The following is a 24092-nucleotide window of genomic DNA, read 5'->3' as shown; positions in this document are numbered from 1 at the left end:
CAGGGGTGTGCTCGCCTCGACCGGGGCCCGGCGGGGGGAGCCGCTCGACTGTGACCGGGATCATAACCACTGCGTGGCCGGCGCGCAGTAGGACCATGTCATTGGTGTTCGGTTTCGGCTCAGTTCGCCGGGGCGTCGCCGGGGCGGGTGCCGGCGGCGGCCAGCGCGGCCCGCGCCTGGGCCTCGGCGCGGTCGCGGGCGGCCTCGGGATCGGCCAGTGCGGTCCAGGCCGCGCAGTACAGCAGGAGCCGGGTGACGAAGTTGATCCAGAGCAGCAGGGCCACCGGCACGCCGAAGGCGCCGTACAGGCTCTTGCCGGCCACCGAGCCGAGGTAGGAGGAGAGCAGCAGCTTGAGCAGTTCGAATCCGACCGCGCCGATCAGCGCACCCTGGAACAGGTCACGGCGGCCCTGGCCCGAGATCCGCGGGAACGGGCCGAGCAGGTAGGCGAAGAGCAGCAGGTCGGCGGCGACCGCGATCAGCAGGCCGACCACGGTGAGGACGGCCCGGCCGGCGCCGCCCGCCAGGCCGAGCTGGTCGGCCAGCCTCCGGGCCAGCGAGGTGGCGACGGCGGAGGCGCCGAGCGAGAACAGGCAGACCACGCCGAGGCCGAGCAGCACCAGGCAGTCCTTGGCCTTGAGCAGCACGGGGTTCCCGGCCTCGGCCGGGAGCCGCCAGACGTCCCGGATCGAACCGCGCATGGTGTCGACCCAGCCGAGGCCCGAGTAGAGCAGCACCACGCCGCTGATCACCCCGACGGTGGCCGCGTTGGCCACCAGCCCGGGCAGGTCGAGCGAGTCGGACAGGCCCGGCACCTGCTTGGCGATGTCGTCCTGGAGGTCTTGGACCCGGGAGTCGGAGAGCACCGCCACGGCGATCGCCAGGGCCACGGTGAGCAGCGGGAACAGGGCCAGGAAGCCGAAGTAGGTGACCGCGCCGGCCAGCCGGTTCCCCTTCAGCTCGGTGACGTGCGCGAAGGCGCGGTACGCGCGGGTGCGCAGCAGCCTGGCGACGACCGGGCCGATCACCGGCAGCTTGGTCAGGAATTCCAACGGTGCGCTCCCCGCCCGGCCGGGACTGTCACGGACGCCCCTGTATACCGTGCGCCGGGCGCCTGCGGGCGGGCGCCACCCCGGGGGTGTCACCCGCCCGGGCATCAGCGCCGGGCGAGCACCCGGCGGGCCTTGGCGAGCCCGCGCAGCCCCTGGAAGGAGAGGTAGCGGCCGTGGCTCAGCAGCTCGCCGCGCGCGCCCGCGGCGCCGCCGGGCGGCCGGTAGCCCGCCGGGCGCAGCGGCGCGCAGTGCTCGGCGGCGCGGCGGAAGAACTCCCGGCGGTCGCCGGGCGGGATCCGGCCGGGCTTGCTGACGATGGTGGCCAGGTGGTCGAGCATCCGCCCGTAGATCACCGGTCGCCAGTGCGCCAGGTCGGGGCGGCGGTCCAGGAAGTCGAAGACCAGGCGGTACTGGTCGAAGATGTCGAAGTGCCTGCGGCTCGCGGTGGCCAGGATGTTGCCGCCCTCCCGGCGCTGGCGGTAGTGCAGGCCGACCTCGTCGAGCAGGGTGATCCGCCCGGCGGCGAGCAGCGCCGGGAAGGTCCACGGGGTGTCCTCGTAGTACCCGGCCGGGAAGGTCAGGCCCTGCTCGGCGATGAACTCGCGCTTGTAGGCCTTGTTCCAGACCACCATCAGCAGGTCGAGCAGGTCGGGCCGGTCGGCCAGGGCGAAGACCTGCGGGCCGGGGCGGGTGAAGACCGCGGCGGAGCTGCTGCGGACCACCCGGCCGTCCCAGTAGGTGCGGGCGTAGTCGTAGACCAGGATGTCCGGGTCGTCGCCGGCCCGAAGCCGGTCGTCGAGGTGCCGCAGCAGGTCGGGGGTGAGGGTGTCGTCGCTGTCCAGGAAGAGGACGTACTCGCCGGTGGCGACCGCCAGCCCGGCGTTCCTGGCCCGGCCGAGGCCGACGTTCTCGGGCAGGTGGAGCACCGTGACCCGGGCGTCCCGCTCGGCGGCCCGGTCGAGCATCGCGCCGCAGCCGTCCGGCGAGCGGTCGTCCACCGCGATCAGCTCGAAGTCGGCGCCGGTCTGCTCCAGCACCGAGTCGAGGCACTGGGCCAGGTAGTCCTCCACCTGGTGGACCGGGACGATCACGCTGAAGCGGGGCATGGGATCACTCATTCCAGGACGGCGTCGAGGCCGGGCGCGACACGGGGGCGGCCGGTGCCGGGGACGGGCCAGCCGCACCCTAGCCCGCTCCGCCCCGCCGATGCACGTTCCGGACGGGCGCGACGATCCGCCGTAGCCTCCGGAAGGTAGGATCGCTGGCGGTAAGTGCCCGGTTCACCCGAAATCGGGCAGAGCGGTCGCACCACCTGATGAAAGGCTCTGCGCAGCCGATGGCACCCCGCCTCTCCGTCGTCGTCCCGATCTACAATGTCGAGCGCTACCTGGAAGAGTGCCTGGACTCGATCGCCGCCCAGACCTTCGGCGATTTCGAATGCGTCATGGTCGACGACGGTTCCAAGGACTCCAGCGCCGCCATCGCCGAGGCCTACGCGGCCAAGGACTCCCGGTTCCGGCTGGTCAAGCAGGTGAACAAGGGCCTCGGCGCGGCCCGGAACACCGGCTACCGGCACATCGGCGAGGGCACCGAGTTCCTGGCCTTCGTGGACAGTGACGACACCCTGCCGCCGAGCGCCTACGAGCTGATGATCGGCACCCTGGAGCAGACCGGCTCCGACTTCGCCACCGGCAACGTGCTGCGCTTCCGGGCGATCGGCTTCTATCCGTCGGGCGGCCACAAGAAGCCGTTCAAGGAGACCAGGCTCACCACCCACATCACCGACATCCCCACCCTGGTCACCGACCGCACGGCGTGGAACAAGGTGTACCGGCGCTCGTTCTTCGACGCCGCCGGGGTGCTCTACCCCGAGGGCATCCTGTACGAGGACGCCCCGGTCAGCGTGCCGCACCACTACCTCGCCAAGAGCGTGGACGTGCTCTCCGAGCCGATCTACCACTGGCGGGAGCGCGAGGTCGGCGAGATGTCGATCACGCAGATGAAGTTCAACCCCAAGGGCGTCATCGACCGGGTCAAGTCGATGGAGCTGGTCCGCGCCTGGCTGCAGGACCAGCAGGACCCGAAGTTCCGCCGCTACCTGCGCTCCTACGACGAGAACAACCTCGTCGAGGAGATCCCGATGTTCTTCTGGTCCGTGCTGGAGGGCGACCAGGCCTACCGGGACGCCTACCAGGAGTCGGTGAGCCGGCTGCTGCGCGCGATCGGGCCGTCCCAGGTCCGCAAGCTGCGCGCGCCGCTGCGGCTGAAGTACCACCTGACCGTGCAGAACCGGATGACCGAGCTGGTCGAGCAGCTGCGGTTCGAGAAGGACAGCAACGGCGCCGCGCCGGCCCGCGGGCTGCTGCGCCCCTACGCCGACTACCCGTTCCTGCGGGGCGGCCGCAAGAGCGTGCCGCCGGAGGTGCTGCGGCTGGACAACGCGCTGGTGATGCGCAGCCGGCTGTACGACGCGCAGTGGGAGGACGGCCGGCTGCGGCTGACCGGGCACGCCTTCCCCGAGCACCTGGGCGCGAGCACCAAGCACGACATGGTCAAGGGCCTGGTGCTGCGCGAGAGCGCGGGGCGCCGCGTGGTGGCGGTGCCGACCAAGGCGATGTACAGCCCGGAGGCGACGGCCAGCTCGCCGCACTCGCTGTACAGCTGCGACTGGGCCGGATTCACCGCCTCCATCGACCCGGAGCGGATGAAGCACCGCGGGCAGTGGAAGGACGGCTCCTGGCGCCTGCTGGTCGCGGGCGTCGGCAAGGGCGGCGTCTACAAGGGCCGGGTCTCCGGCGGCTGGAGCGACACCGCCGAGTACCCGCCGGTGCACTGGGTCGAGCAGGACGTGCGGATCGTCCCGTGGCTCAAGGACAACTACGTCAACCTGCGGGTCGAGCGGGTCCGCGCCCGGGTGGTCAAGGTCACCGGGGAGCGTGGCACGGTGACCCTGGAGGGCCTGGTCGGCTCCGGCGCGGACCTGGCCGACGCCCGGCTGCGGCTGAAGCACGCCGAGTCCTCGGACAACTTCCTGGTCTTCCCGCTGGAGCTCGGCGTGCCGGCCGGCCGGCAGGTGCCCTTCACCTCCAGCTTCCCGGTCGACGCGCTGACCGAGGTGCGCGAGGCCTGGGACGCGCTCGACCCGGCCTCCGCCGAGCGGCTGCGCGACCGCTGGGACGTGGAGGTGCTGCTGACCGACGGCAGCACGCTGCCGGTGGTGGTCGACGAGCGCTCGAAGCCCGAGCACCTGGACCTGCCGATCGGCGCCGGCGCCCGGGCGCTGTACTCCAAGCCGTCCCCCAGCGGGTACCTGCAGTTCGCCGACCAGGTGCTGCAGCCCGTGGTCGAGGAGATCACCGAGGCCGGCGACAGCGAGGGCTTCCTGCTCGGCGGCAGCTTCCCGCTGCCCGGGGTGCACCACTACGAGCTGGTGCTCCGCCACCGCTGGCGCGAGGAGGAGCACAGCTACCCGGTGGAGATCACCGACGGCCGGTTCAAGGCCGCGCTGCCGGCCGTGCCGACCGCGAGCTTCGCCGGCCAGGTGCCGCTGCGCAAGGGCACCTGGGAGGTCTTCTTCCGGCCGGTCGGCGCGCCGGCCGACAGCCTGTGGCCGCCGGCCCTGCTCGCCCCGTCCTGCCACGGCAGCCTGCCGCTGGAGGTCCAGGCGCGGGGCAAGCTGATCGCGCTGGAGCGCCGGCTGTACGACGGCCTGTCGCTGGAGTCGCACGACATACTGGCCCCCGAGGAGCGCAGCACCTTCCGGCAGCGCCAGCTGCGCGAGGCCTTCCCGGCGATGCAGCAGCAGCCGCTGACCGACACCGTCGTCTACCACGCGGCGCTGGGCAGCCGGTACGCCGGTTCGCCGCGCGCCGTGCACGAGGAGCTGGTGCGCCGCGGGGCGCCGCTGCGCCACCTGTGGACCACCGACGACCTGCAGACCGAGGCCCCGCAGAGCGCCGAGCCGCTGCGCCGGCTGTCCACCGAGTGGTACGAGGCGCTGGCCACCGCCAAGTACGTGGTGACCAGCACCCACCTGCCGCCGTTCTTCACCCGGCGGCCCGGCCAGGTGGTGCTGCAGACCTGGCACGGCACCCCGCTGAAGCGGATCGGCCACGACTTCGAGAAGGTCTGGTTCACCGACTCGGAGTACCTGGAGCACCTGGAGGCCGAGGTGCCGCAGTGGAGCCTGCTGGTCTCCGCGTGCCGCTGGTCGACCCCGGTGCTGCGCCGGGCGTTCCGGTTCGAGGGCGAGATCCTGGAGACCGGGTACCCGCGCAACGACCTGCTGTTCGCCTCGGACCGCGAGAAGACGGCCGAGCGGGTCCGCGAGCGCCTCGGTCTGCCCGAGGGCAAGAAGGTGGTGCTCTACGCGCCGACCTTCCGCGAGGACCGCCGCCGCCCGCAGGACGGCTACCAGCTCGACCTGCGGCTCGACCTGACGGCCGCCCGGGCCGCGCTGGGCGACGACCAGGTGCTGCTGGTGCGCGGGCACGAGGCGACCTGCGGCCAGGTGCCGGGGGCCGGCGACGGCTACGTCTGGGACGTGGGCAGCTACCCCGACATGGCCGAACTGCTGCTGATCGCGGACGTCCTGGTCACCGACTACTCCGCGGCGATGTTCGACTTCGCGAACACCGGCCGGCCGATGCTGTTCTTCACCTACGACCTGGAGCACTACCGGGACAACCTGCGCGGGTTCAGCTTCGACTTCGAGGCGCAGGCCCCCGGCCCGCTGCTGACCACCTCCGAGGAGCTGGTCGCGGCGCTCGGCCGGATCGAGGAGACGGCCGCCGAGTACCGGGAGAAGTACGCCGCGTTCCGCGAGGTGTACTGCGACCTGGACGACGGCCAGGCCGCGGCGCGGGTGGCGGACGCGCTGCTGAAGGGCTGACGGACCGACGATGCCCCGGGGATCGCCCGATCCCCGGGGCATCGTCGTCGGCACTCCCGCCGCCGGGCGCCGCCGGCCCGGTCCGCCGGGCGCGCCCTAGCCGAAGCGGTACCCGCGCCAGGGCCGCCAGACCTCGTCCGGGCCGAACCGGGAGAGGCTGAAGCCGGGCACCTCGAAGACCGCGCGAAAGCCCCGGGCCTGCTCGAAGGCCTGGTCCAGCACCGGCTCCGGGAGACCGTGCGCCACCGTCACGTGCGGGTGGTACGGGAAGGCCAACTCCCGTGCCAGCGGCCCCGACCGGACGTCCGCCTCGAGCGCCCGGCACTCCTGGGCGCCCTCCTCGACCCGGACGAAGACCACCGGGGAGACCGGGCGGAAGGTGCCGCTGCCCTGCAGCAGCATCCGGAACGGCCGGTGGCCGGCGGCGGCCGCCCGCAGGTGGTCCTCGATGGCCGGCAGGGCGCCGACCGGGACGGGCGTCGGCGGCAGCAGCGTGACGTGGGTGGGTATCGAGCGGGCCAGCGGATCACCGTGCCCGGCCCGGGCGTCCTGGATCTGCGCGCCGTACGGGTCCGGCACGCTTATGGACACGCCGATGGTGACGACCTCGTCGAGGCCGTCACCGTCGGGGGCGTACCGCACCGGCATCAGCGCTTGGGCGGCAGGAAGCCGATGCGGTCGTAGACCGTCGACAGGGTCTCGGAGGCGACGGCGCGCGCCTTCTCCGCGCCGAGGCCGAGCACCCGGTCCAGCTCGGCCGGGTCGTCCAGGTAGCCCTGGGTGCGGGCCTGGAAGGGCGTCACCCAGTCGGTGAACAGCTCGGCCAGCTCGGTCTTGAGCGCGCCGTACATCTTGCCCTCGAAGTGCTCGACCAGCTGGTCGATCGACTGCCCGCTGAGCGCGGAGTGGATCCGCAGCAGGTTGGAGACGCCGGCCTTGTGCTCCTCGTCGTAGGAGACCACCGTGCCGGTGTCGGTCACCGCGCTCTTGAACTTCTTGGCGCTGACCTTGGGCTCGTCCAGCAGGTTGACCAGGCCCTTGGCCGAGGAGGCCGACTTGCTCATCTTCGCCGTCGGGTCCTGGAGGTCCAGGATCTTGGCCGTCTCCTTGAGGATGTACGGCTTGGGCAGCGTGAAGGTGGGCGCGTAGCGGCTGTTGAAGCGCTCCGCGAGGTCGCGGGTGAGCTCCAGGTGCTGGCGCTGGTCCTCGCCGACCGGCACCGCGTCCGCCTGGTAGAGCAGGATGTCCGCGATCTGCAGGATCGGGTAGGTGAACAGGCCGACCGAGGTGCGGTCGCTGCCCTGCTTGGCGGACTTGTCCTTGAACTGGGTCATCCGCGCGGCCTCGCCGAAGCCGGTGAGGCAGTTCATCACCCAGCCGAGCTGGGCGTGCTCGGGCACGTGGGACTGGATGAACAGGGTGCAGCGCTCCGGGTCCAGGCCCGCGCCGAGCAGCTGGGCGGCCGAGATCCGGGTGTTCTCCCGGAGGGTGGTCGGGTCCTGCTCGACGGTGATCGCGTGCAGGTCGACCACCATGTAGAAGGCGTCGTTCTCCTCCTGCAGCGCCACCCACTGGCGCACCGCGCCGAGGTAGTTGCCGAGGTGGAAGGAGCCGGAGGTGGGCTGGATACCGGAGAGGACCCTAGGACGGTCCTTCACCGGACCGGTGACCGCTGCGTTGACCATGGGCGCCATTGTTCCAGCTTCACCGACCGCTCAGGAAACATCTGCCCCTGGAGGAAACGACAGTGTGACGGCACTCACCCTGATGCGCTCGATCCGCCGCCCGTCCAGCTTGGCCACGGTCAGCAGCGCACCGCCCTCCAGCGGCACCTGGTCCCCCGGCTGCGGCAGCCGGCCCAGCTCCCGCACCACGAAGCCGGCCACCGTCTCGTACGGGCCCTCGGGCAGGGTGACCCCGGTCTCCTCGGTGAAGTCGGAGAGGTTGAGCAGCCCGTCCAGCTCCACCCCGCCGCCGGCCAGCCGGCGGGTGGCGGTGGTGTCCTGGGCGTCGTACTCGTCCCGGATCTCGCCGATCAGCTCCTCGACCAGGTCCTCCAGGGTGACGATGCCGGCCGTGCCGCCGTACTCGTCCACCACGATCGCCAGGTGGTGGCCCTCCCGGCGCATCTCGCTCATCGCCTCCAGCACCCGCTTGGTGGCCGGCAGCAGCTTCACCGGCCGGGCCAGGTCGCGGACCCGGGCGGCCCGCTCGCCCCGGGCGCCGTAGAGATCGCGGACGTGCACGAAGCCGGTCACCGCGTCGTACGAGCCCTCCACCACCGGGTAGCGGGAGTGCGGCGCCGAGTCGGTCTCCGGGCGCACCTCGGCGACCAGCCGCTCGGCGTCCAGGAAGGTGACCTCGGTGCGCGGCACCATCACCTCGCGCAGCTGGCGCTCGCCGGCCGCGAACACGTCGGCGATCAGGGCCCGCTCGTCGCTGCCCAGTTCGGTGTTGGCGGCGACCAGGCCGCGCAGTTCCTCGGAGCTCATCGAGCCGCGGCCGGCGGACGGGTCGCCGCCGAACAGCCGCACCATCAGGTTGGTGGAGTGGCCCAGCAGCCAGATCACCGGGCGCAGCGCCACCGACATCACGTCGACCACCGGCGCGGCCAGCAGCGCGATCGAGTCGGCCCGCTGCAGGCCGATCCGCTTGGGCGTCAGCTCACCGAGCACCAGCGAGACGTAGGAGATCACCAGGGTGAGCCCGACCAGCGCGATGGTGTCCGCGACCGCCGGCGACAGCCCCAGGTCGACGAAGACCGGTGCCAGCTTGCCCGCCAGGGTGTCCGCGCCGAAGGCGGCGGACAGGAAGCCCATGCAGGTGACCCCGACCTGCACAGCGGCCAGGAAGCGGTTCGGGTCGGCGGCCAGGTGGGCGGCCCGGGCGGCCCGCCGGGTGCCGACCGACTCCAGTGCCCGGATCTGGCCCTCGCGCAGCGAGATCAGCGAGATCTCGGCGACGTTGAAGAGGCCGCCCAGCATGATGAAGACCAGGACGAGTGCGGCGTCCTCGATGGTTTCTGTCACGCGCCGAGTGTAGGAGAACGGCCGGGCGGCCCTTGGCCGCCCGGCCGTTCACCGGTGCTCGTGCGGGATCAGATCAGACCGAGCTCGGCGACCGCGTCGCGCTCCTCGGCCAGCTCCTGCACCGAGGCGTCGATCCGGGCGCGGGAGAAGTCGGAGATCTCCAGGCCCTGGACGATCTCGAACTTGCCGTCCTTGGTGGTGACCGGGAACGAGGAGATCAGGCCCTCGGGCACGCCGTACGAGCCGTCGGAGACGATGCCCATCGAGGTCCAGTCGCCGGCCGAGGTGCCGTTGACCCAGGTGAAGACGTGGTCGATGGCGGCGTTGGCGGCCGAGGCGGCCGAGGAGGCGCCGCGGACCTCGATGATCGCCGCACCGCGCTTGGCGACGGTCGGGATGAAGTCGTTCTCGATCCAGGCCAGGTCGGAGCCGGTGGCCTCGAAGCCGCTCTTGCCGGCGATCTCGGCCTGGAAGAGGTCCGGGTACTGGGTGGCCGAGTGGTTGCCCCAGATGGTGACCTTCTTGACGTCCTCGACGGTGACGCCGGCCTTCTTGGCCAGCTGCGCGACGGCGCGGTTGTGGTCCAGGCGGGTCATCGCGGTGAAGCGCTCGGCCGGCACGTCCGGGGCGTTGCGCTGGGCGATCAGGGCGTTGGTGTTGGCCGGGTTGCCGACCACCAGCACCTTGATGTCGTCCGCGGCGTTGTCGTTGATGGCCTTGCCCTGCGGGCCGAAGATGCCGCCGTTGGCCTGCAGCAGGTCGCCGCGCTCCATGCCGGCGGTGCGCGGGCGGGCGCCGACCAGCAGGCCGACGTTGGCGCCGTTGAAGGCCTCGGCGGCGTTGTCGGTGATGGTGATGTCACGCAGCAGCGGGAAGGCGCAGTCGTCCAGCTCCATGGCGACGCCCTCGGCGGCCTTCAGACCCTGCGGGATCTCCAGGAGACGGAGGTTCACCGGCACGTCGGCGCCGAGCAGGTGGCCCGAGGCGATGCGGAAGAGCAGCGCGTAGCCGATCTGGCCGGCCGCTCCGGTGACGGTGACATTGACGGGGGTGCGAGTCATTTCTGCCTACTCCAGCAAATCGCCGACGTGCCCCAGGCACGTCGGCGCGCTGGAGCCGAGGATGATCTCTCGACATCGAGAGAACCGGCTCAGGCTATCGCAACGGGCTCGCCCCGGGGGCGCGCGGGCGTGGCTGATGCGTCACACGGGCCCGCGCGGGGTGCCGCCGGGCCGGGCGGCACCGCCGGCCGGGTGTCCCGCCGTCAGGAGGTCCGACGGCGGGACACCTCGACCGCGGGACACCCCGGCGGGTGCCGCGGCGGCGGCCGGCCCGGGCGCGGCGCGGCCTCAGTGCCGCTGGCGTCCGATCAGCTTGCCGATGTTGTCGAGCAGCGGCAGGTGCAGCCACGGGTCGGGCTGCGCCACCAGGGTGAGCAGCACGATCACCGCGCCGAGGAAGGTCAGCACCGTGACATCGGTGAAGCGGCTGCGGACGGCGAGCAGCCCGACCTCGGGCAGCGCCAGCCGCAGCAGCGCCCCGAGCAGCAGCGAGGAGCCGACCGTCAGCACGCCGACCTTGAAGTCACCCGCGGAGGTGATGGCCAGGCCCACCGCGGCCACGGCCAGCACCAGCGTTATCGGCCACTGCCGGACCGGCAGGGCGTGGCCCCGGTCGAGCGCCGTGCCCGAGCCCTCCGGCGGCAGCGTCCCGGTGGTCCGCTGCGGCCGGCGCCGGGAGCGGCGCATCCCCTCACCCGCCACGGCGGATCAGCGGCCGGCGCGGCGCTCGGCCGCCTCGACGATGTTGTTGAGCAGCATCGCGCGGGTCATCGGCCCGACCCCGCCCGGGTTCGGCGAGATCCAGCCGGCGACCTCGGCGACGCCCGGGTGGACATCGCCGACGATCTTGCCCTCGCTGCGGCTGACGCCGACGTCCAGCACCGCGGCGCCGGGCTTGACGTCCTCCGGCTTGACCAGGTGCGGGACGCCCGCGGCGGCCACCACGATGTCGGCCTTACGCAGGTGGTAGGCCAGGTCGCGGGTGCCGGTGTGGCACAGCGTGACGGTGGCGTTCTCGGACTTGCGGGTGAGCAGCAGGCCGATCGAGCGGCCGACCGTGACGCCGCGGCCGAGCACCACGACCTCGGCGCCGTCGATCTCCACCTGGTGGCGGCGGAGCAGCTCGACGATGCCCAGCGGGGTGCACGGCAGCGGGCCCTGGATGCCGAGCGCGAGCCGGCCGAGCGAGGTGGGGTGCAGGCCGTCGGCGTCCTTGTCCGGGTCCATCAGCTCCAGGACGGTGTTCTGGTCCAGGCCCTTGGGCAGCGGCAGCTGGACGATGTAGCCGGTGCAGGCCGGGTCGGCGTTGAGCTCGCGGACCACGTCCTCCACCTCCTGCTGGGTGGCGGTGGCGGGCAGCTCGCGCTGGATCGAGGCGATGCCGACCTCGGCGCAGTCCTTGTGCTTGCCGTTGACGTACCAGCGGCTGCCCGGGTCGTCGCCGACCAGGACGGTACCGAGGCCGGGCACGACGCCCCGCTCCTTGAGGGCCGACACACGGACGGCGAGTTCGGACTTGATCGCGGCAGCGGTGGCCTTGCCGTCGAGAATCTGGGCAGTCATGGGTCCATTCTCCTGGATCGGCGGGCATGCCCGTCATGCGGGGAGCACGCGGCGCGGCCGGGCCCGTCCCGGCCGCCAGGGTTGCGGTTGCGCCACAGTTGTGTTCGCTCTGCGGACCCGGCTGGACAGCGCAGGGGGCGACACCAGACGATAAGCCCGGCCAATCTGTGCCGCCCGCGGCCTGGTGACACGCAGTCCGGGCCGATGCGGGGGACGACTCGGGGGACGACGACAGTGAGCAATCCGTACCAAACGCCGGATCCGTACGGGGGCTTCGGCCCGCCGCAACAGCCCCAGCAGCCGTACGGCACGCCGCCGCCGTCGCCGTACCAGCAGCCCGTGCCGCAGCCGGGCTACGGCTACCCCCAGCAGCAGCCCTACCCGCCGCAACCGGGCTACGGCCAGCAGCAGCCCTACCCCCAGCAGCCGACGGCCGAGCCGAACAGCATGGCGACGGCCTCCCTCGCGCTGGGCTTCATCGGCATCGTGATCTGCTTCTACGGGGCGATGCTCGGCCCGATCGGCCTCGGTCTCGGGATCGCCGGGCTGAACCGGGCGCAGCGCAGCGGCGTCGGGCGCACCCAGGCCATCGGCGGGATCGCGCTCAGCACCCTGGCGATCCTGATCGGCATCGCCGGTCTGGTCTTCTACGACACCCTGACCAAAAGCCTGACGTGATGCCCACCGCCATCTCCGGCCTGGCGGCCCGCTGGGCCGGTACCGCCGGGACGCTCAGGGGCGGCTGGCTGCGTGTGCTGGCGCGCGGCGGCGGTGCGCTGCTCGCCGCCGTGACGGTGGCCCAGCTGCACGACGCCCACGACCCCGGGGTGCTCTGCCCGCTGCGCCGGTTCACCGGCATCCCCTGCCCGGGCTGCGGCAGCACCACGGTCTTCATCGAGGCCGGCCACGGCCACCTGCTGGCCTCGCTGGCCGCGAATCCGGTGACGGTGGTGGCGGGTCTGGGTCTGCTGGTCGCGCCGCTCGGCGCCGGCCGCTGGTGGTGGGAGCTGCCGAACGGCCGGCGGAACGCGCTGATCGCCGCCGCCGCCGCGCTCTCCTGGGCCTGGCAGCTGCACCGGCTGGGCATCTCCCGGCCCTGAGAAAAACATTCCTGACAGGTATTGACCCACGCGGTGTCAGTATCTTCCGCTAATGTCCCACCCGGTCGGCACCTCAACTGCCCGTCCGTCGCAGGATTCCCTTCCTGTCCCGTCCCGCTGTCCCCTTCCTGCCCGGAGGCAGAGATGAGCTACCCGCCCGACCCGAACAACCCCTACGGCCAGCAGCCCCCGCCGCCGCCCGGCTACGGCTACCCGCAGCAGGCCCCGCCGCCGGCCCCCGGTTACGGCTACCCGCAGCAGGCCCCGCCGCCGGCCCCGGGCTACGGCATCCCGCCGCAGCAGGGCTACGCCTACCCGCAGCAGCCGGGTGGCGGCTACCCCAACGCCGGTGTGGTGCAGAACTTCTACGCGGGCTGGGGCAGCCGCGTGGTGGCGGCCATCATCGACCACCTGGTGATCGGCCTGATCCCGTGGATCGTGGTCTTCGTGGCCCTCAGGCCGTCGGTCACCACGACCTACTCGGCGACCGGCTACCCGCACACCGAGACCTCGGGCGGCGGCGGCTACTACGCCGGCATGCTGCTGGTGAACGTGCTGATCTGGGCCGGCATCGCCGCGATGAAGGCCACCGGCCAGTCGCTCGGCCAGAAGGCCGTCAGCATCCGGATGGTGCGCGAGTCCGACGGCCAGAAGCTGAGCTTCGGCGCGGCCTTCGGCCGTGAGGCGCTGCACATCCTGGACGGCTTCTGCTGCGTCGGCTACCTCTGGCCGCTGTGGGACGCCAAGAAGCAGACCTTCGCGGACAAGATCATGGGCACCGTGGTGGTCAAGGCCGGCTGACCGGTCGACCGTCAACGCCGAAGGCCCCGCACTCCGTTCGCGGAGTGCGGGGCCTTCGGCGTGGCTCAGTGGAAGAAGTGCCGGGTCCCGGTCAGGTACATCGTCACCCCGGCCGCGGCGGCGGCCGCCACGACCTCCTCGTCGCGGACCGAACCGCCGGGCTGCACCACGGCCTTGACGCCGCCGTCGAGCAGCACCTGGAGACCGTCCGGGAACGGGAAGAACGCGTCGGACGCGGCGTACGAGCCCTGCGCGCGCTCGCCGGCCCGCGCGACGGCGAGCTTGGCCGAGTCGACCCGGTTGACCTGGCCCATGCCGACGCCGACCGAGGCGCCGTCCTTGGCCAGCAGGATCGCGTTGGACTTGACGGCCCGGCAGGCCCGCCAGGCGAAGGCCAGCTCGGCCAGCTCGGCCTCCGACAGGGCCGCACCGGTGGCCAGCGTCCAGGTCGACGGGTCGTCGCCCTCGGCGTGGATCCGGTCGGCCTCCTGGAGCAGCACCCCGCCGGAGACCGGGCGGACCTCCAGCCGGGCGGTGGGGGCGTCGGGGGCGCGCAGCACCCGGATGTTCTTCTTGCGGGCCAGCACCTCGACCGCGCCGTCCTCGTACGCCGGGGCGACGACGACCTCGGTGAAGATCTCGGCGATCTGCTCGGCCAGCTCGACGGTGACCGGGCGGTTGACGGCGATCACGCCGCCGAACGCGGACAGCGGGTCGCAGGCGTGCGCCTTGCGGTGCGCCTCGGCCACGTCGGCGCCGATGCCGATGCCGCAGGGGTTGGCGTGCTTGATGATCGCGACGGCCGGCTCGGCGTGGTCGTAGGCGGCACGGCGGGCGGCGTCGGTGTCCACGTAGTTGTTGTAGGACATCTCCTTGCCGTGCAGCTGCTCGGCGCCGGCCAGGCCGCCGGTGCCGTCGCTGTAGAGCGCCGCGCCCTGGTGCGGGTTCTCGCCGTAGCGGAGCACGTTCTGGCGCTCCCAGGTGGCGCCGAGGAACGCGGGGAAACGCTCGTCGCTCGGTGCGTAGCCGGCCTCGAACCAGGAGGCGACGGCCACGTCGTAGGCCGCGGTGTGGGCGAAGGCGGCGCCGGCCAGCCGCTTGCGGGTGGCCAGGTCGAAGCCGCCGCCCTTGACGGCGTCCAGGACGTCGGCGTAGCGGGCCGGGTCGACCACCACGGCGACCGAGGGGTGGTTCTTGGCGGCCGCGCGGACCATCGAGGGACCGCCGATGTCGATCTGCTCCACGCACTCGTCCGGGGTGGCGCCGGAGGCGACGGTGGCCTTGAACGGGTAGAGGTTGACCACGACCAGGTCGAAGGGCTCGATGCCGAGCTCCGCCAGCTGGGCGCGGTGCGACTCCAGCCGCAGGTCGGCCAGCACGCCGGCGTGCACGCGGGGGTGGAGCGTCTTCACGCGCCCGTCCAGGCACTCCGGGAAGCCGGTCAGCTCGGAGACCTCGGTGACCGGCACGCCCGCGGCGGCGATCCGGCCGGCGGTCGAGCCGGTGGAGACGATCGCAACCCCGGCGGCGTGCAGGCCCTGGGCCAGCTCCTCCAGCCCGGTCTTGTCGTACACGCTGATCAGGGCACGCCGGATCGGGCGTACGTTCTCGGAGACGGGAGGAGTGGTGCTGGAGGCGGCGCTCATGCCGGGATCCATACCTTTCGGTCTTCGATGCGGTGACCTTCGCGGGCCAGTCGGCCCACGACGTCGACGAGCAACTGGCGCTCGACAGTCTTGATGCGCTCGTGCAGCGCTTCGCCGCCGTCCTGGTGGTCGGCGGCGAGGACCTCCACCACGCCCTGCGCGATGATCGGTCCGGTGTCCACCCCGCCGTCGACCAGGTGGACGGTGCAGCCGGTCACCTTCACCCCGTAGGCGAGGGCGTCCGGGACGCCGTGGGCGCCGGGGAAGGCGGGCAGCAGCGCGGGGTGGGTGTTGACGATCCGTCCGGCGAAGGTGGCGACGAACTCCGGGCCGAGGATCTTCATGAAGCCGGCCGTGACCACCAGGTCCGGGCGGCGCGCGGCGACGGCGGCGGTCAGCGCGCGGTCCCAGGCGGCGCGGTCGGCGTGGTCCTTGACCCGCTCGACGAAGCTCGGGATACCGGCCCGCCCGGCCCGCTCCAGGCCGGCGATCGCGTCCCGGTCGGCGCCCACGGCCAGGATCTCGGCGCCGTACGCCGGGTCGGCCGCGGCGTCGATCAGGGCCTGCAGGTTGGTCCCGGAACCGGAGACCAGGACCACCAGCCGGGCCGGGCCCGGGGTGCGGGGCGGGAAGACTTGGGCGGAAGCGGCGGCCACTGCGCGATTCTCCGTACGTCGTTGGCGCCCGCTGGTACATCCACCGTCGGTGGGGCCACTACGGGCGGCGCCAGGTCGAGCCGGCTGCCGGGCCCGCGGGGTGACCGCGCTGCCGCGACGGGCCCGGGGAACCCTTCCGAGCTGCTGACCGGCACCACGATAACGGCTGGTGAAAGGGCCACCGTAACCGCCTGGCAACGCTACGCGCGTAGTTGAGACGGGGATCTCGCCGGACCCACCGGAGCCAACCTGGTGGGGCGCCGCACGGCCGCGGCCGGGCTGCGGGATCATTGAGCGGCGGGCCGCCGGACGGCGACCCGCCCGGCGGTCACCGCCGCACCGACGAGTAAGGAATGGCTGACACCATGAGCGGAGACAGCACCGGCGAGCGCAACCCGTTCGCGCCGCCGCCTGCGGACGCCCCCGATCAGCCGTGGCAGCCCCGGCTCCCGACGGCGGCCCCGCCGAACCCGCCCCAGGAGGGCGAGGGTTCGGACGAGCAGCCGCAGGTCCCGCCGCCGCACCCGTGGAGCCCCGGCTACCGCGGCGGCTGGTCGCCGCCGCAGCCGGCGCCCAAGTTCGACCCGAACGACCCCGCCCAGCGGCGGGCCCGGTACGCCCTCAGCGCCGGTGTCGGCGGCCTGTTCTGCCTGCTCCTCGGCATCTTCTACGTCTCCCTGCTGCTCGGCGCGCTCGCCGTGTACTGGGCGGTCTCCTCGCTGCGGGCCGGGCGCACCGGCGCCGTCGCCCCGGCCGGTCCGCAGCCCTCCCAGCCGCAGGCCCCGGCCGCCCTGAGCGGCCTGTTCACCGGAGCGGTGGCGGTGCTCTTCACGCTCGGCTGGTTCGGCACGCTGATCTACTACAACGACTACGTGGTCTGCGTGCAGGACTCGCCGACCGCCGAGGCCAGCCACAGCTGCCGCACCAGCGACCCGGCGCCGACCTGGGTGGTCGCGCTGCTGGACCCCGAGTCGCTCTGAGCGCGGAGCAGCCCGTGACCGGTGACGAGGGCGGACCGCAGCCGGGCGACCCGACCCCGGTCGTCGGCGGGCAGACCGGTCTGGCGCACGGCCTGCGGCGCGGTATCGCCCGGGTGGGTGGTGAGCTCCGGCTGGAGACCTTCGGCGGCCTGGTGCCGGCCGCGCCGGCCACCGCGTCCCTGGCCGCGGACTGCTACGGCACCCGGTGGGCGTACCGGCACCACCCGGGGGCGGCCTGGGCCGCCGGCATCGCACCGAGCGCGGTGCTGCTCCGCGGCGCATGGCTGGGGCTGCGCCCCGGAAAGCCCCGCACCAGGTCCGGGAAGCTCGCGGCCGGGGCCGCCGGCGCCTTCCGCCTCTGGCTGCCGGCCCGCCTCGGCTACCCGGACTTCGGCACGGCCTTCGCCTGACGCCGCACCAGGGGCTGCGGACCGCGGGTGCGGGCCGGCTTGGAGCTCAAGCGCGACAGGGGAACGGCAGCCGCAGCTCGACGACCCAGGGACGGCCCACGTACCGGGCCGTGAGCCCGCACAACCCCGCCCCGCGGACGCCGGTGCCGGTCGGACCTCGGGATCAGGCGCGGCGGGAGAACGGCAGCCGCAGCTCGGCGAGCCGGGTGAGCACCCGGTGCAGGCCCGCCCGGGGGCGGGCCGTGTACCGGACGGTGAGCCGGCTCAGCCACTGCCACCAGCCCGGGGCCGTGCCGCGCAGGCAGCACCAGCGGGTCAGCAGGGCGCCCGGCAGCACGGCGCCGGCCAGCCAGAGCGCGACCACCGCGCCGGTCCGCCAGGGTGCCGGGCCCAGCTCGGACATCCGGCCGCCCGCGAGCGCACCGCCCGCGGCCCACCCGGCGAGCACCGCCGGCGCACCGGCCAGCAGGGCGGCGGCCAGCACGGTCGAGGCGGTGGCCCCGGCCGACCAGCGCGAGCCGCCCGCGCCGGGCCGCTCCCCCGCCGCCGCCCGGCCGAGCAGCAGCGCGGGCAGGACACCGGCCAGTGCCGGCAGGACGCACACCAGCAGCCACCCCGGGGCGCCGCCGGGCTGCGGCACCACCGCCAGCAGCGGGAACTCGGGCAGCGCGCCCAGGCTGGTCCCGGTCGGCGCCACCAGGGTGCCGGTACCGACCGCGAAGCCCGTACCCAGGGCGTAGCAGGCGGCCCACAGGAGCGCGTTCGGCATCAGCAGGGCGCAGGCCAGCAGCAGGCCGAGGAAGCCCGCCGTACCGCCGCCCAGGGTGTGCGCCGAGTGCCCGGCCCCGCCGAGCAGCACGGCCAGGGTCAGCAGCAGGCCGGCGCCGGCCAGCAGCCCGAGCGACCAGAGTCCGGCCGCCCGCAGCGCCGCGGCCGGTGCCCCGGCGGGCGGGCGCCACCGCGGCAGCCACTGCGGCAGCCACCGTGCCGGCCACTGCGCCGCCCCGGCCGGGGCGGGCGGCAGCGGCCGGCCGGCGCCGGCCCACAGGCCGGGCCCGAATCCGGCCGCCAGCACCGCGGCGACCATCGCCAGATCGGGCAGCGGCCGGGCCCGCAGCACCGCCTCCGCGGCCGTGCACTGGGCCACCGCGACGGCGGCCACCGCCAGGTAGCCGGCGGCCACCGCCAGCGGCGCACGCCAGCCCCGGCGGCCGCGCCGGCCCACCCGGAGCCCGGCCCGGTGGAGCACCAGGACGGTGACCGCGGTGAGCAGCAGCGGGGTGACGGTGACCGGGCCCGCCTCCCCGCCCCGGGCCAGCGGCGCGCCGTGGCCCAGCAGCCAGAGGCCGAAGGCCAGCCGGGCGGCGTCGGCGGCGGTGTCGTCCGAGTACGGCACCAGCACCCACAGGCCCAGCACCGGGACGGCCACCACGGCCAGCGTGAGAAGCGCCGTACGCGCCCCCATGAGCAGGTCGGCGAAGGCCGAGCGGGTGCCCAGTTCGCTCGGCAGGCCCAGGATCGGACGGCCCATCAGCTGCGTCATGGGCTTCATGCTCCCAAGCGGGACCGTTACGCCGTGTCAACGCGCAAACCTTCGCCGTGTCCCGGATTATCGGTACATGTGCCAAAACTCGCGCTGGAGCCGGATCGAGGAAACGCGGTGAACGCTCCCCCGACCACCGGAAAGCGGTCCAGGACCCCCGGCGCCGCGGCCCCCGACCGGGCCCGGGCGCCGCAGGGTGCCCGGCGGGATCCGGCCCGCCTGTTGCGGCTGCTCACCGCCCGTGAGGCGGAGCTGCTGACCCGGCTGGCGGGCGGCGAGGAGCTGGCCGTGATCGCCGCCGAGCTGGGGCTCTCCCCTGCTCTCGCCCGCACCCGGCTGCACCGGGCGATGCGGAAGCTGGGCGTGCGGACGACGGCGGAGGCCGCGGCGCTGGTGCACCGGGCGAGCGCCCCGCCCGTCCGCGCGCGCCCGGTGGCGAAGCCGGCCGCGGCGCCGGCGAAGCGGGCCCGGGCGGCCCGGGCGGCGAAACCGACGAAGGCCGCCGAGCCGGCCCGGGCCGCATCCACGGGCCGGGCGGCCCAAGCGGCCCGAGCAGTCCAGCCGGCCGAGCCGGCCCGGGCCGCCCCGCCCGTCCGGGCGGCCGGGGTCGACCCCGGGCCCGGGCCCGTCGCGTTCGCCGATTTCTGTCTCGCCGCCCACGACCGGCTGGTCCAGCAGACCTTCCTGCTGACGGCCTGCCGGCACCGTGCGGTGCACTGCGCCCACCTGGCCCTGGGCGCGGCCTCCCGGCAGTGGGCCGAGATCTCGGCGCTGCCCGACCCGGAGGGCTGGATCCGTGGCCGGGCCTTCGAGGCGGCGCTCTCCCCCTGGCGCCGCGGCGGCCCCCGGCGGGCGCACCTGTTCACCCTCCCGCACCGCCGGATCCGGGTCGGACCGGCCGGGGTCGGGCCCGAGGACCGGCTCACCCCGCGGGACAAGGCCCTGCTGAAGGCGCTCCGCAGGCTCTCCCGGCCGCGCCGCTGGGCGCTGGTGCTGCACGACGCGCTGGGTGTGCCGGTCGACTCGGTCGCGGTGCAGGTGGAGGCGAGTACGGCGGCCGCCGCCGGCCGGGTCCGGGCCGCCCGGGCGGCGCTGGCCAGGGAGGTGCCGGACCTGGTGGGCCCGGACCCGGCCGCGCCCGAGTTCGGCGACCGGCTCGGCGAGCTGCTGCACCGGGCGGCCGTGCACGGCTGCGCGACGCCCTGGAAGCCGTCCCCCCGGCTGCTGACGGTGGAGAGCCGGCTGCGGACGGGCGCGGTCACCGGCGGCGCCGCGCTGCTCACGGTGGCGGTCGGCGGTGCCGTGGTCGCCACCCTGCTGGGGATCGGCCCGGCCGAGCTGTTCCGCTCGACCCCGTCGGCCCCGCCGCCGCTGTGCTCGACGGCCGACACCGGCAGCGCCGGGCCGCTGCTGCCGGGCGCCGAGGCAGGGGTGCGCAGCCACTGGTGCGAGGTGGCCGGGGCCAAGCCGGTGGTGCTGGTCCGGGCGTCGCTGGTGTCTCCGTCGCCGGTGCCCGAAGCCGCGGCCTCGGTGGCGGCGGCCGCCGAGGTGCTGCCGGTGGCGGTCGGCTGCCCGCCGCTGCGGCCGTGCCCGACCGGTACGCCGTCCGGGCTGCCGAAACTCGCCGACCTGCTGCGCTGAGCACCCGCAGCGACCCCGCAGCGACCCCGCGGGGCACAACGCCGAGGGCGCCGCGGTCGGGTTCCGACCGCGGCGCCCTCGGGCGTGGCTGCCTTACTTGGCGATCAGCTCACGGGCCAGGCGAGCGGTCTCGGACGGCGTCTTGCCGACCTTGACACCGGCGGCCTCCAGGGCCTCCTTCTTCGCCTGGGCGGTGCCCGAGGAGCCGGAGACGATGGCGCCGGCGTGGCCCATGGTCTTGCCCTCGGGGGCGGTGAAGCCCGCGACGTAGCCGACGACCGGCTTGGTGACGTGCTCGGCGATGTAGGCCGCGGCACGCTCCTCGGCGTCGCCGCCGATCTCGCCGATCATCACGATGATCTTGGTCTCCGGGTCCGCCTCGAACGCCGCGAGGGCGTCGATGTGGGTGGTGCCGATGACCGGGTCGCCGCCGATGCCCACGGCCGAGGAGAAGCCGAGGTCACGCAGCTCGTACATGAGCTGGTAGGTCAGCGTGCCCGACTTGGAGACCAGGCCGATCGGGCCGGAGGTGGTGATGTCCGCCGGGATGATGCCCGCGTTGGACTGTCCGGGAGAGATCAGGCCGGGGCAGTTCGGGCCGACGATGCGGGTCTTGCTGCCCTTGGTGCCGGCGTAGGCCCAGAAGGCGGCCGAGTCGTGGACCGGGACACCCTCGGTGATGACGACCGCGAGGCCGATCTCCGCGTCGATCGCCTCGACGACGGCGTCCTTGGTGAACTTCGGCGGCACGAAGATGACGGTGACGTCGGCGCCGGTCTTCTCGATGGCCTCGGCGACGGAGCCGAAGACGGGCACCTCGGTGCCGTCGACGTCAACGGTGGTGCCGGCCTTGCGCGGGTTCACACCGCCGACGATCTGGGTGCCCGAGGCGAGCATCCGGCGGGTGTGCTTCATACCCTCGGAGCCGGTCATGCCCTGGACGATGACCTTGCTGTCCTTGGTAAGGAAGATAGCCATGATTCAGTCCTCTCCCTTACTTGTTGGCCAGCTCGGCGGCGCGGTCGGCCGCACCGTCCATGGTGTCCACCTGCTGCACCAGCGGGTGGTTGGCGTCGGTCAGGATCTTGCGACCCAGCTCGGCGTTGTTGCCGTCCAGGCGGACGACGAGGGGCTTGGTGACGGCCTCGCCCTTCTCCTCCAGGAGGGCCAGCGCCTGCACGATGCCGTTGGCGACCGCGTCGCACGCGGTGATGCCGCCGAAGACGTTGACGAAGACCGACTTGACGTCGGAGTCGCCCAGGATGATCTCCAGGCCGTTCGCCATCACCTCGGCGGACGCGCCGCCGCCGATGTCGAGGAAGTTGGCGGGCTTGACGCCGCCGTGCTGCTCACCGGCGTAGGCGACCACGTCGAGGGTGCTCATGACGAGACCCGCGCCGTTGCCGATGATGCCGACCTCGCCGTCGAGCTTGACGTAGTTGAGGCCCTTGGCCTTGGCCGCGGCCTCCAGCGGGTTCGCGGCGGCCTTGTCCTCGAGCGCCTCGTGCTCCGGCTGGCGGAACTCGGCGTTCTCGTCCAGCGAGACCTTGCCGTCGAGCGCGATGATCTTGCCGTCGCCGGACTTGATCAGCGGGTTGACCTCGACGAGGAGCGCGTCCTCGGCGATGAAGACCTTCCAGAGCTGCTGCAGAACCTCGGCGACCTGGTCGGCGACCTCGGCCGGGAACTTCGCCGCGGCGACGATCTCGGCGGCCTTCTCCGGGGTGCAGCCCTCGTTGGCGTCGACCGGGATCTTGGCCAGCGCGTCCGGGTTCTCCTCGGCGACGACCTCGATCTCCACGCCGCCCTCGACGCTGGCCATGGCCAGGAAGGTGCGGTTGGTGCGGTCCAGCAGGAACGAGACGTAGTACTCGTCCTTGATGTCCGCGGTCTGGGCCAGCATCACCTTGTGAACGGTGTGGCCCTTGATGTCCATCCCGAGGATCGCCTCGGCCTTGGCGACGGCGTCGGCCGGGTCGGCGGCGAGCTTGACGCCACCGGCCTTGCCTCGGCCACCCACCTTCACCTGAGCCTTGACGACGGCGCGGCCGCCGAAGCGCTCCGCGATGGCGGCAGCGTCTGCGGCGGTCTCGATGACATCGCCGTCAAGCACGGGTACACCGTGCTTGGCGAAGAGGTCCCTCGCCTGGTACTCGAACAGGTCCACGTGTTTGTCCTTGTTCGTGGTCGCGGATTGTGTCTCTACGAGCGTGCCACGGCAGGATCTTCGCTGCGGGTCGTCGGGGCTGCGCAGGTACGCAGAGTTACGGCCTTGCGGCCTGCACAGCGCCGGGCGCACCGTCAATCAACACGCGCGTCACGTCCGTGTGGCAGGTTATCCCCGTACGACGGGCGTGTTTCGCCCGGGGCCGACTCGGCTTTGGTGAGAACCGTCACAACGGGCCAGTTCGAGCGTGTCGCGCGGGGTTTTCGCAGCCCCCGGGCCGGGCCCGCGGTCACCGGCCTCGGCTCACTCGTTCGGGTGATGATGCTCAGTTGTCGGCGGGCACCGGCAGCGGCCGCTTCTCGATCGCGGCGGCCATGATGTCCGGGAAGGCGTCCGGGGTGCAGGCGAAGGCCGGGGCACCGAGCGCGGCCAGTGCGGCGGCGTGCGCGTGGTCGTAGGCGGGGGCGCCCTCGTCGGAGAGCGCGAGCAGGGCGATGAACTGGACCCCCGAGGCCTTCATCGCGGCCACCCGCTTGAGCATCTCGTCCCGGATGCCGCCCTCGTAGAGGTCGCTGATCAGCACCACGATGGTCTCGGACGGCCGGCTGATCCTCGACTGGCAGTAGGCCAGCGCCCGGTTGATGTCGGTGCCGCCGCCGAGCTGGGTGGCGAACAGGACGTCGACCGGGTCGGTGAGCTGCTCGGTCAGGTCGACCACCGAGGTGTCGAAGACCACCAACCGGGTGTCCAGGCTGTGCATCGAGGCGAGCACCGCGCCGAACACCGCCGAGTGCACCACCGAGGCGGCCATCGAGCCCGACTGGTCGATGCAGAGGATCACGTCCTTCTTGACCGCCCGCTGCGCACGGGCGTAGCCGACCAGCCGCTCGGGGACGATCGTGCGGTGCTCGGGCAGGTAGTTCTTCAGGTTGGCCCGGATCGTGCGGCCCCAGTCGATGTCGCTGTGGCGCGGCCGGTTCACCTTGGCGCTGCGGTCGAGCGCGCCGCCGAGGGTCGAGCGGGTGCGGTCGGCCAGCCGGCGCTCCAGCTCGGCCACCACCTTGCCGACCACCGCACGAGCCGTCTCGCGGGTGCTCTCCGGCAGCGCGTGCTTGAGCGAGAGCAGGGTGCCCACCAGGTGCACGTCCGGCTCCACCGCGGCCAGCATCTCGGGCTCCAGCAGCAGCCGGTCCAGGCCGAGGCGGGTGATCGCGTCCTGCTGCATCAGCTGGACCACGGTGGTCGGGAAGTACGCGCGGATGTCGCCGAGCCAGCGCGCCACCTGCGGGGCGGAGCCGCCCAGGCCCGCGGTGCGGGTGCCGGAGCGCGGCCGGCCCGGGCCCGGCTCGGCACCGGTGCCCCGGTAGAGCGCGGCCAGCGCGCCGTCCATCGCCGCGTCGCGGCCGGTGAGCGCGCAGCCCGTCCCGTCCGCCTCGCCACCGAGCACCAGCCGCCAGCGGCGGATGCGCTCGGCGGCCGGATCGGCCGGGGTTCGGTCGGTGGCGGCCTGGGCGGTGGTCATCTGACACTCCTTCGGGCTGTCGGTGGACGG

20 protein-coding genes and 1 pseudogene are annotated in these 24092 nt (G+C 73.4%); 7 read left to right on the top strand and 14 right to left on the bottom strand.

Annotated elements, in window-relative coordinates:
- Positions 1–119: 119 nt before the first annotated feature.
- Complete coding sequence (locus AB0K43_RS04565; protein WP_363635678.1) at positions 120–1052, bottom strand: YhjD/YihY/BrkB family envelope integrity protein; 933 nt, start codon at positions 1050–1052, stop codon at positions 120–122.
- A 254-nt stretch (positions 1053–1306) separates the two neighbouring features.
- Positions 1307–2158 (bottom strand): annotated as a pseudogene (locus tag AB0K43_RS04560) (glycosyltransferase); the annotation flags it as partial.
- Positions 2159–2388: 230 nt separating this feature from the next.
- On the opposite strand from AB0K43_RS04560, the gene AB0K43_RS04555 reads away from it, so the two are divergent.
- Complete coding sequence (locus AB0K43_RS04555; protein WP_363635676.1) at positions 2389–5943, top strand: bifunctional glycosyltransferase family 2 protein/CDP-glycerol:glycerophosphate glycerophosphotransferase; 3555 nt, start codon at positions 2389–2391, stop codon at positions 5941–5943.
- Positions 5944–6039: 96 nt separating this feature from the next.
- Here the strand turns inward: AB0K43_RS04555 and AB0K43_RS04550 are convergent, their stop codons facing one another.
- From AB0K43_RS04550 to AB0K43_RS04525, 6 genes are all read right to left on the bottom strand, one after another.
- Positions 6040–6585: a 2'-5' RNA ligase family protein gene (locus tag AB0K43_RS04550; RefSeq protein ID WP_363635674.1), complete on the bottom strand. Its 546-nt coding sequence runs from the start codon at positions 6583–6585 to the stop codon at positions 6040–6042.
- Positions 6586–6590: 5 nt separating this feature from the next.
- Positions 6591–7628, bottom strand: coding sequence for a tryptophan--tRNA ligase (gene trpS / locus AB0K43_RS04545; protein ID WP_363635672.1), 1038 nt, complete (start codon positions 7626–7628; stop codon positions 6591–6593).
- A gap of 30 nt (positions 7629–7658) precedes the next feature.
- Positions 7659–8972, bottom strand: a complete 1314-nt coding sequence (locus AB0K43_RS04540; RefSeq protein ID WP_363635670.1) for a hemolysin family protein — start codon at positions 8970–8972, stop codon at positions 7659–7661.
- Between the two features lie 68 nt (positions 8973–9040).
- Positions 9041–10033, bottom strand: coding sequence for a malate dehydrogenase (locus tag AB0K43_RS04535; RefSeq protein ID WP_363635668.1), 993 nt, complete (start codon positions 10031–10033; stop codon positions 9041–9043).
- Between the two features lie 288 nt (positions 10034–10321).
- The gene (locus AB0K43_RS04530; RefSeq protein ID WP_363635666.1) at positions 10322–10720 is read right to left on the bottom strand and encodes a DUF3017 domain-containing protein; all 399 of its coding nucleotides are present in this window, start codon (positions 10718–10720) and stop codon (positions 10322–10324) included.
- Positions 10721–10741: 21 nt separating this feature from the next.
- Positions 10742–11596 carry a bifunctional methylenetetrahydrofolate dehydrogenase/methenyltetrahydrofolate cyclohydrolase gene (locus tag AB0K43_RS04525; RefSeq protein WP_363635664.1) on the bottom strand — a complete coding sequence of 285 codons (855 nt, stop codon included), beginning with the start codon at positions 11594–11596 and terminating at the stop codon, positions 10742–10744.
- Positions 11597–11830: 234 nt separating this feature from the next.
- On the opposite strand from AB0K43_RS04525, the gene AB0K43_RS04520 reads away from it, so the two are divergent.
- From AB0K43_RS04520 to AB0K43_RS04510, 3 genes are all read left to right on the top strand, one after another.
- Positions 11831–12274 carry a DUF4190 domain-containing protein gene (locus tag AB0K43_RS04520; RefSeq protein WP_363635662.1) on the top strand — a complete coding sequence of 148 codons (444 nt, stop codon included), beginning with the start codon at positions 11831–11833 and terminating at the stop codon, positions 12272–12274.
- Positions 12274–12696, top strand: a complete 423-nt coding sequence (locus AB0K43_RS04515; protein WP_363635660.1) for a DUF2752 domain-containing protein — start codon at positions 12274–12276, stop codon at positions 12694–12696. Before AB0K43_RS04520 ends, AB0K43_RS04515 begins: the two co-directional genes overlap by 1 nt.
- 144 nt (positions 12697–12840) lie before the next feature.
- Positions 12841–13497, top strand: coding sequence for an RDD family protein (locus AB0K43_RS04510; RefSeq protein WP_363635658.1), 657 nt, complete (start codon positions 12841–12843; stop codon positions 13495–13497).
- A 65-nt stretch (positions 13498–13562) separates the two neighbouring features.
- Here the strand turns inward: AB0K43_RS04510 and purH are convergent, their stop codons facing one another.
- Together purH and purN are read right to left on the bottom strand one after the other, a co-directional pair.
- A complete protein-coding gene (gene purH, locus AB0K43_RS04505) occupies positions 13563–15143 on the bottom strand; it encodes a bifunctional phosphoribosylaminoimidazolecarboxamide formyltransferase/IMP cyclohydrolase (RefSeq protein WP_363635656.1) in 1581 nt (526 codons plus the stop codon).
- Positions 15140–15799, bottom strand: coding sequence for a phosphoribosylglycinamide formyltransferase (gene purN, locus AB0K43_RS04500; RefSeq protein ID WP_363635654.1), 660 nt, complete (start codon positions 15797–15799; stop codon positions 15140–15142). Before purN ends, purH begins: the two co-directional genes overlap by 4 nt.
- A gap of 365 nt (positions 15800–16164) precedes the next feature.
- Between purN and AB0K43_RS04495 the strand changes: the two genes are divergently transcribed.
- Positions 16165–16779 carry a hypothetical protein gene (locus tag AB0K43_RS04495; RefSeq protein ID WP_363635652.1) on the top strand — a complete coding sequence of 205 codons (615 nt, stop codon included), beginning with the start codon at positions 16165–16167 and terminating at the stop codon, positions 16777–16779.
- Positions 16780–16793: 14 nt separating this feature from the next.
- The gene (locus AB0K43_RS04490; protein WP_363635650.1) at positions 16794–17189 is read left to right on the top strand and encodes a hypothetical protein; all 396 of its coding nucleotides are present in this window, start codon (positions 16794–16796) and stop codon (positions 17187–17189) included.
- 163 nt (positions 17190–17352) lie between these two features.
- Here AB0K43_RS04490 and AB0K43_RS04485 read toward each other — a convergent pair whose 3' ends face one another.
- The gene (locus tag AB0K43_RS04485) at positions 17353–18732 is read right to left on the bottom strand and encodes a DUF6350 family protein (protein ID WP_363635648.1); all 1380 of its coding nucleotides are present in this window, start codon (positions 18730–18732) and stop codon (positions 17353–17355) included.
- Positions 18733–18849: 117 nt separating this feature from the next.
- Here AB0K43_RS04485 and AB0K43_RS04480 point away from each other — a divergent pair, with 117 nt between their 5' ends.
- Positions 18850–20373: a LuxR C-terminal-related transcriptional regulator gene (locus AB0K43_RS04480; RefSeq protein WP_363635646.1), complete on the top strand. Its 1524-nt coding sequence runs from the start codon at positions 18850–18852 to the stop codon at positions 20371–20373.
- A 93-nt stretch (positions 20374–20466) separates the two neighbouring features.
- Here the strand turns inward: AB0K43_RS04480 and sucD are convergent, their stop codons facing one another.
- The 3 genes from sucD to AB0K43_RS04465 all read right to left on the bottom strand — a co-directional run bounded on the left by sucD (position 20467) and on the right by AB0K43_RS04465 (position 24062).
- On the bottom strand, positions 20467–21351 hold the full coding sequence (gene sucD / locus AB0K43_RS04475) for a succinate--CoA ligase subunit alpha (RefSeq protein WP_363635644.1): 885 nt from the start codon (positions 21349–21351) through the stop codon (positions 20467–20469).
- A 16-nt stretch (positions 21352–21367) separates the two neighbouring features.
- Positions 21368–22540, bottom strand: coding sequence for an ADP-forming succinate--CoA ligase subunit beta (gene sucC, locus AB0K43_RS04470; protein ID WP_363635642.1), 1173 nt, complete (start codon positions 22538–22540; stop codon positions 21368–21370).
- A gap of 325 nt (positions 22541–22865) precedes the next feature.
- Positions 22866–24062: a VWA domain-containing protein gene (locus tag AB0K43_RS04465; protein ID WP_363635640.1), complete on the bottom strand. Its 1197-nt coding sequence runs from the start codon at positions 24060–24062 to the stop codon at positions 22866–22868.
- Positions 24063–24092: the final 30 nt, after the last annotated feature.

Source organism: Kitasatospora sp. NPDC049258 (genome assembly GCF_040678895.1).
Classification (GTDB): Bacteria; Actinomycetota; Actinomycetes; order Streptomycetales; family Streptomycetaceae; genus Kitasatospora.
Note: the sequence above shows the minus strand (reverse complement) of the source record. Positions and strands in the feature narration are given on the sequence as shown.

Bases quoted from the DNA above. Each gene is read 5' to 3' on its own strand.
- AB0K43_RS04525 (WP_363635664.1), bottom strand. From the start codon at position 11,596: ATGACTGCCCAGATTCTCGACGGCAAGGCCACCGCTGCCGCGATCAAG.
- AB0K43_RS04555 (WP_363635676.1), top strand. From the start codon at position 2,389: ATGGCACCCCGCCTCTCCGTCGTCGTCCCGATCTACAATGTCGAGCGC.
- sucD (WP_363635644.1), bottom strand. From the start codon at position 21,351: ATGGCTATCTTCCTTACCAAGGACAGCAAGGTCATCGTCCAGGGCATG.
- trpS (WP_363635672.1), bottom strand. From the start codon at position 7,628: ATGGTCAACGCAGCGGTCACCGGTCCGGTGAAGGACCGTCCTAGGGTC.
- AB0K43_RS04495 (WP_363635652.1), top strand. From the start codon at position 16,165: ATGAGCGGAGACAGCACCGGCGAGCGCAACCCGTTCGCGCCGCCGCCT.
- AB0K43_RS04515 (WP_363635660.1), top strand. From the start codon at position 12,274: ATGCCCACCGCCATCTCCGGCCTGGCGGCCCGCTGGGCCGGTACCGCC.
- AB0K43_RS04465 (WP_363635640.1), bottom strand. From the start codon at position 24,062: ATGACCACCGCCCAGGCCGCCACCGACCGAACCCCGGCCGATCCGGCC.
- purH (WP_363635656.1), bottom strand. From the start codon at position 15,143: ATGAGCGCCGCCTCCAGCACCACTCCTCCCGTCTCCGAGAACGTACGC.
- AB0K43_RS04530 (WP_363635666.1), bottom strand. From the start codon at position 10,720: ATGCGCCGCTCCCGGCGCCGGCCGCAGCGGACCACCGGGACGCTGCCG.
- AB0K43_RS04510 (WP_363635658.1), top strand. From the start codon at position 12,841: ATGAGCTACCCGCCCGACCCGAACAACCCCTACGGCCAGCAGCCCCCG.
- AB0K43_RS04485 (WP_363635648.1), bottom strand. From the start codon at position 18,732: ATGACGCAGCTGATGGGCCGTCCGATCCTGGGCCTGCCGAGCGAACTG.
- AB0K43_RS04535 (WP_363635668.1), bottom strand. From the start codon at position 10,033: ATGACTCGCACCCCCGTCAATGTCACCGTCACCGGAGCGGCCGGCCAG.